The sequence below is a fragment of the Bacillus cereus group sp. N31 genome (genome assembly GCF_016483245.1).
Classification (GTDB): domain Bacteria; phylum Bacillota; class Bacilli; order Bacillales; family Bacillaceae_G; genus Bacillus_A; species Bacillus_A toyonensis.
In genome coordinates this window covers 40,175-53,435 of the sequence record NZ_JAEHCH010000027.1, presented here as the reverse complement: position 1 = coordinate 53,435, position 13,261 = coordinate 40,175, and the positions used below count along the sequence as shown (strand labels likewise).

Below are 13,261 nucleotides of genomic sequence, written 5' to 3'. Positions count from 1 at the left end.
AATATTTTGTCACTTTGTACTTTTTTCCACATCTGTTAATTCAATTTCATTGCAGTTGAAATTAGCAGTATGCCATAATAGCATAGGAGAGGTGAATATCGCTTGAAATATTTTATTTACTTTATTGTTATCGTAGCTTTTTTAGATACATTTTCACAATTACCTATTATGAGTACGTTCGCTCAAAGCCTTGGAGGAACTCCTCTTATTATTGGGCTAGTTGTCGGTATGTATTCATTTGCTAATATGATTGGTAATATTATTGCTGGAGCCGCTGTCGATAAATTTGGTGCAAAAAAAATACTTTATATAAGCATGGGATTTACGAGTTTCATAGTCTTGTTATATACCGTTGTTCAAAGTGGTGAACAACTATTAGTTGTGCGCTTTATGCACGGTTTTAGTGACGGATTTTTAATTCCTGCTGCCTTTACATTTTTATCAAAACAAACAAATTCAGCAAAGCAAGGTAAGGCAATGGCTCTATCTGGTGCTGCTGTTGGAACAGCGGCTATCGTAGGTCCTGCTTTCAGTGGCATTATGAAAGCGACAGCTGGAATAGAATGGGTTTTCATTACTATTTCTATTTTAATGGTTCTTGGTACAATCGTATCTCTTTTCTTCTTACCAAATAACGTGTCAAGAAAAGATACATCAAGAACACAAATGATGAACAAAGAAGATATGTTTGAACTATTGAAATCAGAACCGTTATTACAGGCATATATTGGTGCTTTCACTCTAATGTTTTCACAAGGAATTGTCACATATATGTTACCAGTAAAAGTTGAGGCGTTAGTACTTAAAGCATCTACAACAGGTATGATGCTAAGTGTATTCGGAATTACCGCTATCCTCTTCTTCTTACTTCCAACAAATCGTATTTACGATCGATTTAATCGTTCAAAACTAATGCTAATTGGTATTGCAGTAATGGCATTAGCGTTATCTTTACTTGGATTATTCGCAACAAAAGGCATGCTCTTTATCGTTATGATGATTTATGGCATTGGATTCGCTATCCTTTTCCCATCGATAAATGCATTACTTGTTGAAAATACGACAGATGATAATCGCGGGAAAGCCTTCGGATTATTTTATGCATTCTTCTCATTAGGAGTTGTTGCTGGTTCCTTTACAGTTGGAGCAATCGGGGCATCACCTAGTGTCAGCTTCGTTATCGGAACTGCATTCTTATTAACATTTGCCGGTATGATTTACGTAAGAAGCAAAGTAAAAAAGACAATGATGGGTTAATTCCACCATTGTCTTTTTTTAAAATGCATATTGATATAACCCATAATATAACGGCAAAGTTGGAATCACACCAATTAATTTGAATATAAAAGGTAGCGGTTCATCCTTCTCTTCATATAAACGTAAAACAAAAACGGCACTCAAAGTCCAAATAATGCTAAACACGAAGATGCATTTCCAAACGATTGAGGTTAATATTTCTACATCGAAGACAAAACCAAATAGCCCTATCCACGTAATAATGGATACTACAAAATCAAACTTTTGAATTGGTGTTTGAAACATCCCTCTTATTAATGAAGCAATAGCTAATATCGCTACAATTACTAAATAAATTTTCCACAACATAATGATAAGCTCCTGTTCAATTTTTCACTTTCAATAAACCATACTTAATAAATAAGCTAGCATTATATTTTTCATAGAAATAATACAACGGATAACAAAATAAGAAGAAAATAAGTACGGTTGGTACATTGTCTATAATAGAAAAATATTTTCCTAGCAATTCTTTAATGCTCTCACCAATCATAATAAACAGTGGGATTATACAAATTGCCGCTAATATTAAACATGGCGTTATCCTTATTTCTTTCAGCTTCACCTTACAATGTGGACACCTTAATGAAAAAAGATGTGGGATGTCGATAATATGTTGTGCAGTAATATTTCCTTCACACTGTGGGCATACAATTGTTTCTTTCATTTATAACTTCTCCTTTCTACTCACAAAAAAAAGCTCTATCGAATAGAGCTCTTTTTTCGCCTAATATACATTACTTCTGCGTATAACCAAGTAATACTGTAAATAAACTTATGTATAAAAGCAATACTACTTTCTCCCTTTAAAAAAGAAACTGAATAAATACCGACGATACTTCGACAATTTCCTCGGAAATATTTCCTTTCCCCATATAATTTGATACACTACATATGAACAGACACTTGTATTACATAAGCTAAAATAATAACTTACTGTACAAATTAAAAAGCACATTCTTCATATGAAGAATGTGCTTTTATTTTATTAACGCTTAATCCAAACCGCACCTGCAGACTTATCCTCTGCTTGTCCAACAACTTGGAATTTAAGACCAAGATTTGGCACTTTTCGTCCTGCATCAGCAATTTGCTTGTTACTGTATACTTTTGAATCATCAAATGTTGTAACACCTTGTAATCCAGCATAATTAAACTGTCCACGTGTTAATGAATTTACACTCCATGCTGGTGTTTGATCAAATGAAAATGCAGCGTCTGCAATTTGCATGCCTGTATTACCGTACGCTGGTTTCCCGTTCAAGTTACCAACAAACGCTTCTGGATGAGAGTCTACAACCCCAAGGAAGCCTTCACCTGGATGCACTCCAACCCAGTTATCTTTGAAACTATCATCTGCATACCAAACGACAAGACCTGTATTGTATACCGGACCTCTTCCTGCTTTTAATCCATTATCTGATCCAGCGTAGTTTCTCCACTCTAAATAATAATAATGAGCTTTCTTCTCTGTCCCATCAGAAACAACGAATCCATTTAACTGCATTTTTGACTGTCCTTCTGCATCATCAGAAAATACACCTTGTCCATCAACAGTTACACTTACATTATCCATCGCGAAACCTTTATATGTTACAGCTGGATCTGTAATGTAGTCGAATTGTAGTTTCACTTTCTTCCCTTTAAATTGACTTAAATCGTATGATTTATCAATCCATTTCCCATCTGTTGTATCTTTATCTCCTTGTACTACTTTTTCTCCAAGTCTATCAATTAATGTTTTTGTTCCATCTTCTGTTACTGCATGTACTTCAACAAAATCGCACTCTGCTTCTAACTCATAATTTGCTTTATAATCGAATTTTGCATGTGTTCCTTTTGTTAAATCAAAGAATGGTGTCTCTAGTGTTGTGTGCATATCATCTCCTCTTGTACTATAATATGCATGCTTTCCAAACTCAGGTTTAATCGTTTCAACACTCTTACCTGGCAAATTAACACGTACAACACCTGGACGATTTGATTTCGTAACACTTTGATCAATATATGTAGGAATTCCTACACCACGCTTAATTTTATCGTAATCTACTTCTAAAATTTTTGCCCAGTTGCCACCCATATTCTTTTGTAAGAAGTCTTTATTTTGTGGTGAAAAACTAGTCGGCTCTGTTCCTGCAATTTTTCCTGTCCAACTGCCTCCACTCATTAATGACCAAGCTTCAACAGGTGACCCAGCTCCAGTATATTTCGTATCATATTCATCTGGTAAACCAAGGTCATGTCCAAATTCATGTGCAAACACACCTACAGCGCCATCTTCTGGTTCAATTGTGTAATCATGCGCTGCTACTTTTCCACCAAAGTAATCTACCTTTGATTTTGTCCCTTCAATCGCTACTGGATCTGTAGCTAATTTTGAACGATGTGACCAAATTGCATCATCACCTAATTTACCGCCACCAGCTTCTTGACCAACACCAGAATGAATTACCATTAAATGATCAATTACACCATCAGGTTCATTTTGATTCCCATCGCCATTTGTATCATATCTATCGAATTGATCAAACTGAGATAAGTCTAACCCTTTCTCAGCAGCTGCATGTAAAGCTTCCTTCACTAAATCACGTGCACCTTTTGGACCTTTATTATCGTGACCACTACTACCATCAGCTCCATAATCAGATGCTTTTCCTGGAACAGTTAGCCACTCCGTTACATATCCGTCTGTCGTATAGCTACCGCCAGACTGCTCTTCATAATATTGCTTAAATGTTTTTACTTTCGAACCATCAAATAATGTATAAGGCTCATTACCAAACAACATCTTTTGATAATGTTCTCTACTAAAGTCTTTCGAATACATATAACCTGGTGTTTGATCAATATTATTATGTTTATAATCACTAAATTCAACGAGTAGCACTAATACTTTATCAGATCGCACAGATCCCTTATATGGAGCTTGCTTTGCCTTGGAAGTTGGAACTTGTCCATTCAATTGCTTTTTATTTGGTTCCGGCTTTTGCTCAGGGCTAACATTTTTTTCAGCCTTCTTTACGTTCTCCTTTTCTTCCATCTTTTTCTCTTTTACCTTTTTCACGAAATCAGATGCTTCTTTTGCCGTATCCTCTGGAAGAATTTCTTTATTCGCTTGATCTCCTTGCTTCTTTTCAATATACTGCTCGACAGCTTTTTTCGTCTCTTCTTTAGAAGATGCTGGATTAATTGTTCCTCTTTCTTTCAGCGCTTCCGCTAAACGATCTTCTTGAATTAAATTGTAATCAATTGGTGTTGTAGACACATTATCTTTTTCTTTCGCTGGCGTTTCTGCGTATGCTAACGGAGCACTCATTACAGATGTACATCCGATAATTGCCGCAATTGCTAACGTTGATAGTACTTTAAATGGAGCTTTTCTTTTCATCCTCTGTCTCTCCTTTTATAAAACTTAAAATTCAGATAAATAAGTGCGTTTAAATCGAAATCCCGGCTTTCTGCCCTCCCTATATAAAAAGGCATAATTCTATAAACGTTAAGCTTTCTGTTATAGAATCATGCCCTCCAGTTTTCTGGTCAGACCCTCTATCTTTTTATCCCACTATTTGCTAGTCAGTAAGACTCCCACCTCAAAATTCAGCGAACCCGAGGAAGTTAAGTGGGAGATAACTGCCCGTAAAAGCCCAATTGGCGAGGGCTAATAATCCGGTGGGGGATGAACAACCCCCATCACTGATTAAAGTGTTACTTTATATCGAAATATAAAAAATAAAGAGTGATTTGTATATATTAAATAGCTTATATTAAAAATTTAAAAGACAATATGCAAAATTGCATGAAAATTCCTTCAAATAAAAAAGAACCCTAGTCAATTAAACTAGGATTCTCGATTTCATATTATTTCTCTTGTGTTTTTTCCCAATCAGCTAAGAATTTCTCAATCCCTTGATCTGTTAATGGGTGCTTCACTAATGAAGCAATTACGTTTGCTGGGATTGTTGCAATATGTGCACCATTTAGTGCTGCGTCAGTTACGTGAACGCTGTGACGTACAGATGCTGCAATGATTTCTGTTTCAATGCCGTGAATTGCAAAGATTTCTGCGATTTGGCGAATTAAGTCCATACCGTTATGACCGATATCATCTAGGCGACCTAAGAATGGTGAAACGTATGTCGCACCAGCGCGAGCTGCAAGTAATGCTTGAACTGCTGAGAATACTAATGTAACGTTTGTACGAATTCCTAAATCTGAAAATGCTTTTACTGCTTTTAAACCTTCCGTTGTCATCGGTACTTTTACAACAACGTTTGGAGCAATCTTCGCTAATTCTTTTCCTTCTTCAATCATTTTATCAGCTTCTAAGCTAATTACTTCTGCACTTACAGGTCCTTCTATAAAGCTGCAAATTTCACGAATACGCTCATGGAAATCTACGCCTTCTTTTGCTACAAGTGATGGGTTTGTCGTTACTCCAGCTACTACGCCTAATGCATTTGCCTCTTTAATTTCGTTAATGTTTGCTGTATCAATAAAGAATTTCATTTGTTATTCTTCCTTCCTAATTTTCATTTTATATTTATTTATTTTTTTTAATAAGCTCTAATTCAATCGGAATAGATTTGTCCACTTTTTTACCTTGTGTTATTTCTTTTGCTGTTTGCATCGCCTTCTCTCCGATTAATTCCGGTTTTTGAGCGACTGTTGCAGCCATACGCCCATCGTTAACCGCTTTCACAGCATCGTCTGTTGCATCAAATCCAACAACTACTACATCCGTTTTCCCAGCAGATTTTAATGCCTCAAGTGCCCCTAATGCCATTTCATCGTTATGAGCAAATACTGCTTTAATATCGCTATTCGCTTGCAAAATATTTTCCATAACAGATAAACCTTTTGCACGATCGAAATCAGCTGCTTGTTTTGCTACTACTTTTAAAGACTTATCAGCTACGTTATGGAATCCTTTCCCACGCTCACGAGCAGCAGAGGATCCAGGGATTCCTTCTAACTCAGCAACGTTCGCTCCCCCGCCAACTAATTCACGAATGTAATCACTAGCCATTTGACCACCTTCGATATTGTTAGAAGCAATGTGCGAAACAACTTTACCTGAATTCGCAACGCGGTCTACTGTAATAACAGGAACATTCGCTGCATTTGCCGCACTTACTGCTGAAGCAACAGCATCTGAATCGGTTGGATTAATAACAACTACGTCGACACCTTTTTGAATTAAATCTTCAACATCGTTCGTTTGCTTTGCTGCATCGTTTTGTGCATCAACAGCAATCAATTCAATGCCACTATCTTTCGCTTTCTTTTCTGCACCTTTTTTCAAAGTCACGAAAAATGGATTGTTTAAAGTTGAAACAGAGAATCCAACTTTAATAGTTTTATTTCGACCTTTATCGTTAGAATCCTTTGCCCATTCTGGTGGTTCCATTGAACAACCAGCAGTAATGACCATAATACATGCAACGAGTATAAGTAACCATTTCTTCATGAACTGTCCCTCCATTACGCTTCTTTTCGACGATCAATTAATACAGCTAGTAAGATTACAAGTCCTTTTACAACTTGTTGGAAGAAAGAAGATACACCTAATAAATTTAAACCGTTATTTAGTACACCGATAATAAGTACACCGATGAATGTACCAACAATCCATCCTCTTCCTCCAGAAAGACTTGTCCCTCCTAATACAACTGCTGCAATTGCATCTAATTCGTAAGAAGTACCCGCAGTCGGCTGTGCAGAATCTAATCGTGATGTTAAGACAATACCTGCAAGCGCTGCCAAGATTCCGGAAAGACCGTAAATCATTACTTTAATTCTCGTAACATTAATACCTGATAGTGCTGCTGCTTCTTCATTTCCACCAATTGCAAATGTACGGCGACCAAATGTCGTTTTCTTCAAAATGAAGTACAGCACTGCGAAAGCGATCATCATTGTAACAGCTGGTACCGGAATACCAAGAAAATAACCGCGGCCAAACATTTGGAACATTAAATGATCACCAAGACCAGTGATCGGACGTCCGTCCATATAAACAAGCGTCAACCCACGAAAAATAGTCATTGTTGCTAAAGTCGCAATAAATGGAGCTACTTTTCCTTTCGCAATGATGATACCGTTTACAATTCCCATTACAAGACCAGCAAGTAGTCCAACTGCCATTGCAAGGAACGGGTCCATGCCACTTGCCATCATTCCAGCAACAAGTGCACTTGATAATGCTAAAATAGAACCTACCGATAAGTCAATACCCCCTGTTAAAATTACAAAGGTCATTCCGAATGCAATAAGCGCATTAATCGATACTTGACGCAGTATATTAAATAAATTTGGAATTTCAATAAATGCTGGATTTAAAGCTGTAATTACGACAATAATTAATACTAAACCGATTAAAGAACCGAGTTGTTGTAATACATTCCCCTTCTTAGCCATCCTTACTCTCCCCCTGTAGCTAGTGCCATTATAGACTCTTGTGATGCCTCATCTTTCCCTAAAATACCGCCGACTTTTCCTTCATGAATAACAAGAACTCGATCGCTCATCCCTAAAACTTCGGGAAGCTCAGATGATACCATAATAACGGCATCTCCTTGTTCAGTAAGCTTATTCATAATAGAGTAAATTTCTTTTTTCGCTCCAACATCCACACCTCTTGTTGGCTCATCTAAAATGAGTAACTGCGGATGAATACCTAACCATTTCGCAATTACAATCTTTTGCTGATTTCCACCAGAAAGAGATTTCACCGCTTGCTCTCCACTAGATGCTTTCACATTAAGAAGTTTCATCATGTCCTCTGTAAACTGTTGTTCTAGTTCGTTACTAAGGACACTTCCCTTTGAAAGACTTTCTAAATTCGGTAACGCTAAATTTTCTCGAATTGAGAAATCTAACACTAATCCTTCAGACTTTCTATCCTCTGTAATGAAAGCAATTCTTTGTCTAATTGCATCTATCGGACTATCAATCTTTACTTCTTGTCCGTTTATAAAAATTTGTCCAGAGTCTAAAGGTTCATATCCAAATATCGCTTTCATAATATCTGTGCGACCAGCTCCCATCAAGCCAGCTACACCAAGAATTTCACCTTTTCTAACTTGAAACGAAACATTTTCAAATTTCCCCTTTTTCGTTCCGTTACGCATTTCAAAAATTACTTCACCAATTTGACTATTTCGCTCTGGGTAACGTTCACCAATGCTGCGCCCCACCATCATACTCACTACTTCATCAAATGACGTTTCCGGAATTAATCTTTTCCCTACATATTCTCCATCACGCAAAATTGTAATAGCATCACATATTGAGAATATTTCTTCCATGCGGTGTGAAATGTAAACGAATGAAACCCCTTCTTTACGTAACTTATTTATAACTGTAAAGAGCGTTTCAATTTCACGATCCGTCAGTGCCGCAGTTGGTTCATCCATAATAATAACGCTTGCGCTTGTCATCAATGCTTTCGCAATTTCAATAATTTGCTGTTGTCCAACTGATAGTTCTCCTGCTAACATAGCACCTTTTACATGTAATCCTAGCTCCGCCAATTGCTGCTGCGCAATCGCGTTCATTTGACGAGTACGTAAAATACCTGTTTTCCCATACATTAACTCTTTACCGAGAAACATATTTTCAGCTACTGTTAAATTTGGCAATATGTTCAGTTCTTGATGTATAAATGCAATGCCGTACTCTTCCGCTTCTTTCGCATTTTTAAAAGTGCGTTCTTGCCCATCAATCGTGACTGTTCCACCATCTTTTGTATATACACCTGTTAAAATCTTCATGAGCGTCGATTTACCTGCTCCATTTTCCCCCATCAATGCATGGACTTCTCCTGCTTCAATCATAAACTGTGCATTCTTCAAAACAGGATTTCCACTGAACGCCTTTGAAATGTTTTTCATTTCAATACGCATTCTCATCACTTCCCTTTATTAAAAAATCACGCCTGCATGTAAAATTACATTGGCATAAGGCGTAGCCTCTCCTGTACGGATAATTGCCTTCGCTTTTTTTGTATTTTCTTTAAATTGTTCATGTGATACATATTCAAATGCTGGTTCTTTTAATTGCAGCTCAATCTCTTTATTTACTTCCGCATTATTGATAATGACTTCTTCTGCTAACGTCACTTTTTCAATTGCCATATCATCAGCTACAACTTGTAATACATCTAAAAAACTCGGCTTTCCAAGTTCAACAGTTAAATCAATTCGCTTTACTCCATCAGGAGTCGGTAATCCGCAATCAGCAATTACAAGCGTATCTGTATGTCCGAGTGAAGCCAGGACTGCCGCAATCTCACTGTTTAATACACCGTGCTTTTTCATCCGACAATCACCTGCACTTCACGTACTCTAACTCTCGTTGGCATACCGCCTTGTGCCCCAAGTTTTGTTACAGAAAGGCCTCCAGCAATATTCGCAAAACGAATTGCTTTTTGAAGCGTTTCTCCTTCAGAAAGTGCAACTGCTAACGCACCATTAAATGTATCACCAGCTCCAGTCGTATCCACTACATCAACAGCAATGCTAGGAACATGTAGAATCTCCGTACCATTATGGAAACGAACACCGTTAGAACCTTCTGTCATCAATAGTTTATTTGGATATTTCGCCAGTAAATCTTCAATTGGTGATGTAAAATCATCTAATACAATGCGGCACTCATGTTCATTTGGCGTAATATACGTTGCCTTTTCTAATATGTCTTCTGATAACACTTGTGCTGGCGCTGGATTCAACATAACTGGAATTTTATGTTCTTCGCAAATAGATAGAACATACTTTACTGTTTCAAGCGGAATCTCTAATTGTAGAACAACCATATCAGCTTTTACGAGAAGATCTTTTGAACGATCTACAACCGATTCATTCACAAGAGCATTTGCTCCTTGTACGACAACAATACTGTTATCCTCTTCTGCTAAAACGATATGAGCAATTCCTGTCGTTCTATCTGTAACCGGTACCACATAGTCGATAAAAACACGTTCGTTCTCTAAATTTTTTCTAACTACTGTTCCGTAATCATCATTTCCTACTGCTCCAACCATTGCTACATTGGCACCTAATCTAGCTGCAGCAACTGCTTGGTTCGCCCCTTTCCCTCCTGGGATCGTATGAAATGCTTCACCAATTACTGTTTCTCCTGCTTTCGGCCGTTTCTTTGAAACAGCCACTAAGTCCATTGAAATACTACCTACTACTGCAATATTTGGCATCTGTTTCATCTCCTTACTTCGTTGTATTTCTTTCTATAATTTTAATCGGTAAACGATAATGTTTCTCTTCCAATGCATTTCCTTCCATTTGCTCTAACAACAACTCTGTTGCAATTTTCCCCATCTCATATATTGGCTGTGCAACAGTTGTAATAGATGGATACATCATTTCTGTTAAAGAAATTCCATCGAATCCGATAATTTGTAAATCGTCAGGAATAGCCATTCCTTTTTGAAGTGCAGCTTTTACAATACCAATTGCAATTAAATCATTCCCAGCAACAATACCATCAATATGCGGGTATTCTTCTAATAATTCCATTGCTACACGCTCACTATTTGCTGGGTCAAATGTACTCTCTGCAATCATATATGAAAGATTATTTTGCGTAATGATATCTACAAAACCTTCAAAACGCTCATTCGCTGTACTTACATCACGTGGTCCACGAATATGTGCAATATGTTTGCATCCTTTATCTATTAACAACCTTGTCGCATCCTGACTTCCTGCATAGTTATCAGCATATACAGTAGGAATACGCTCATTAAACATACGGTCAATCGCAACGACTGGAACTGATAAATTCATGTAATTTATACTATTTTGTGGATTCGTTGCTACAATAAATCCATCTACATTATTTTGTCTAAGTACATCAATGTATTGTTTCTCTTTTTCTAAACTTTCATCAGAGTTACAAAGGACAACTGTGTAACCTTGTTTATGTGCTACATCTTCTACGGCACGTGCAACTTCTGGAAAGAATGGATTCACGATATTTGGAACTACTAACCCAATTAAACGAGATTTTTTATTATATAAAGAACGCGCTACTGTACTAGGTTTATAATCTAGCATTTCAATTGCTCGTTCTACCTTCTTTAACGTATCCTCATGAACATATCCATTTTTATTTAACACTCTGGAAACGGTCGCAACAGATACTCCCGCTAATTTCGCAACGTCTTTAATCGTACTCATTCTCTTTTCTCCTCACTTCATGTAACCGTTTACAGAAAATAATATAACGCATTTATAAAAATACGTCAATCATTTCTCACAAAAAAGCTTTTAAGGTTATACTCAAAAAAGCATCGCCTAATGGCGATGCTTTTTCATTACGTATATGATACAGTTTTTTCTTGTTCTTCTACAGCAGGCTCTTCAGCATCTTTTTTACGATCCGACAGTTTAATTTTCTGTAAGAAAATCGTAAAGACAGCGCCTACTATGATAAATACTAATCCTGTTAAGAATACAGTATGAAGTGAGTCTACTAAAGAATTTTTCAAAATTGGTACGATACTGTTAGCAAATGCTTCTGGCATTTGTTTTAATGCCTCTGGACTAAATAGCATCGAATATAAACCTTGTGGGTCTGTATGAATCATATCTTTAAATTTTGTTACCATTTGTCCCGCTTCTTTCGGGAATGTATCTAATACAGGTACTAACTTATTTGTTAATGTTGTACCTGACGTGTTATTCATAATTGATCCTAAAATTGTAATACCGAATGTCCCACCGATTTGACGGAAAAACTGACTTGATGATGTTACGACACCAAGGTCTTTTTTCGGGAAGCTTTCTTGTAACGCTAATGTTAAAGTCGGCATTACAAGTCCCATGCCTAAACCGATAACCATCATATAAGAAGTTGCAGTCAGTTTAGTTGTGTGCATATCCATCGTTGTTAATAACCAGAAACCACCAGCCATAATGAGCATACCTGCGATAATTTGTGGTTTTACACCGACTTTTAATACAAGTTGCCCACCAATAATACTCATAACAATCATTGTAATCATCATCGGTGTCATAATCGTTCCCGATTCAGCAGCACTTACTCCTACAATACCTTGCATGAAGAATGGTACGAACATAATCGCACCGAACATTCCGATACTCATAAAGAATCCAATCGCATTAAGTATTGTAAACGTACGGTTTTTAAAGAAATGCATCGGTAAAATTGGTTCTTCAGCTTTCGTTTCAACGATAACGAAACTAACGATACCAATTACAGCTAGTGCAAATAAACCGATAATTTGCCAAGAATCCCATGCGTAATCTTTTCCGCCAAACGTTAACGCAAGTAATAAACTTACAACACCGAGAATCATCGTAAAGATTCCAGCGATATCAATTTTAATTGGTCCCGTTTGTTTATGTGATTTTAATCCCATTGCGATAAAGACTGTTGCTAAAATACCAACTGGTAAATTAATGTAGAATACCCATCTCCAGTTCACTGCGTCTACAATCCAACCACCAACTTGTGGTCCAATTACAGAAGCAAGACCGTATAACGCACCAAAAATACCTTGCCATTTCGCACGTTCTTTTCCCGTGAACATGTCTCCAATAATAATCATAGCCATCGGCATCATAATACCGCCACCAAGACCTTGAATACCACGGAAAATAATTAATTCTGTCATACCATTTGCCATACCACATAACGCTGAACCAATCATAAAAATAACTAGCCCTGTTATATATACGTTACGACGCCCAAGTAAATCCGCTAATTTACCTGCAATTGGTACGACTGTCGTTGATGTTAACATATAAGCTGTTGTTAACCATGTCATTAAGCTTAGTCCGCCAAGTTCACCAACGATACGCGGCATCGCTGTACCAACGATTGTTCCGTCTAACGCAGCAAATAGCATCGCAATTACTAAACCAATTAACAACAACTTTCTATTTGTATTGCCTTGTTGCTCCATGTAATCTCCTCAATTCCT

12 protein-coding genes are annotated in these 13,261 nt (G+C 37.1%); 1 reads left to right on the top strand and 11 read right to left on the bottom strand.

All coding sequences use genetic code 11. From position 1 onward, the window contains the following. Positions 1-102 precede the first annotated feature (102 nt). On the top strand, positions 103-1,257 hold the full coding sequence (locus JDS81_RS24955; RefSeq protein WP_097954894.1) for an MFS transporter: 1,155 nt from the start codon (positions 103-105) through the stop codon (positions 1,255-1,257). An 18-nt stretch (positions 1,258-1,275) separates the two neighbouring features. Here the strand turns inward: JDS81_RS24955 and JDS81_RS24950 are convergent, their stop codons facing one another. The 11 genes from JDS81_RS24950 to JDS81_RS24900 all read right to left on the bottom strand — a co-directional run bounded on the left by JDS81_RS24950 (position 1,276) and on the right by JDS81_RS24900 (position 13,243). After that, entirely contained in the window at positions 1,276-1,605 is a 330-nt protein-coding gene (locus tag JDS81_RS24950; protein WP_000964458.1) for a hypothetical protein, read from the bottom strand. Between the two features lie 16 nt (positions 1,606-1,621). Continuing rightward, complete coding sequence (locus JDS81_RS24945; RefSeq protein ID WP_000665293.1) at positions 1,622-1,963, bottom strand: hypothetical protein; 342 nt, start codon at positions 1,961-1,963, stop codon at positions 1,622-1,624. A 321-nt stretch (positions 1,964-2,284) separates the two neighbouring features. Then, positions 2,285-4,684, bottom strand: a complete 2,400-nt coding sequence (gene inhA2, locus JDS81_RS24940; RefSeq protein ID WP_097954893.1) for a M6 family metalloprotease immune inhibitor InhA2 — start codon at positions 4,682-4,684, stop codon at positions 2,285-2,287. Between the two features lie 470 nt (positions 4,685-5,154). Further along, on the bottom strand, positions 5,155-5,802 hold the full coding sequence (gene fsa, locus JDS81_RS24935) for a fructose-6-phosphate aldolase (protein ID WP_000667666.1): 648 nt from the start codon (positions 5,800-5,802) through the stop codon (positions 5,155-5,157). 34 nt (positions 5,803-5,836) lie between these two features. After that, positions 5,837-6,763 carry a ribose ABC transporter substrate-binding protein RbsB gene (gene rbsB, locus JDS81_RS24930; RefSeq protein ID WP_097954892.1) on the bottom strand — a complete coding sequence of 309 codons (927 nt, stop codon included), beginning with the start codon at positions 6,761-6,763 and terminating at the stop codon, positions 5,837-5,839. A gap of 14 nt (positions 6,764-6,777) precedes the next feature. Then, the gene (locus JDS81_RS24925) at positions 6,778-7,713 is read right to left on the bottom strand and encodes an ABC transporter permease subunit (RefSeq protein ID WP_001074641.1); all 936 of its coding nucleotides are present in this window, start codon (positions 7,711-7,713) and stop codon (positions 6,778-6,780) included. Between the two features lie 2 nt (positions 7,714-7,715). Beyond that, the gene (gene rbsA / locus JDS81_RS24920) at positions 7,716-9,200 is read right to left on the bottom strand and encodes a ribose ABC transporter ATP-binding protein RbsA (RefSeq protein ID WP_016107544.1); all 1,485 of its coding nucleotides are present in this window, start codon (positions 9,198-9,200) and stop codon (positions 7,716-7,718) included. Between the two features lie 18 nt (positions 9,201-9,218). Then, positions 9,219-9,614 (bottom strand): D-ribose pyranase, encoded by a 396-nt coding sequence (rbsD, locus tag JDS81_RS24915; RefSeq protein ID WP_097954891.1) that lies wholly within the window; start codon positions 9,612-9,614, stop codon positions 9,219-9,221. Beyond that, positions 9,611-10,507, bottom strand: coding sequence for a ribokinase (gene rbsK, locus JDS81_RS24910; protein ID WP_097954890.1), 897 nt, complete (start codon positions 10,505-10,507; stop codon positions 9,611-9,613). Before rbsK ends, rbsD begins: the two co-directional genes overlap by 4 nt. Before the next feature lie 13 nt (positions 10,508-10,520). Beyond that, a complete protein-coding gene (gene rbsR, locus JDS81_RS24905) occupies positions 10,521-11,492 on the bottom strand; it encodes a ribose operon transcriptional repressor RbsR (protein WP_000104025.1) in 972 nt (323 codons plus the stop codon). Between the two features lie 137 nt (positions 11,493-11,629). Then, positions 11,630-13,243: an MDR family MFS transporter gene (locus JDS81_RS24900; RefSeq protein ID WP_097954889.1), complete on the bottom strand. Its 1,614-nt coding sequence runs from the start codon at positions 13,241-13,243 to the stop codon at positions 11,630-11,632. Positions 13,244-13,261 lie beyond the last annotated feature (18 nt).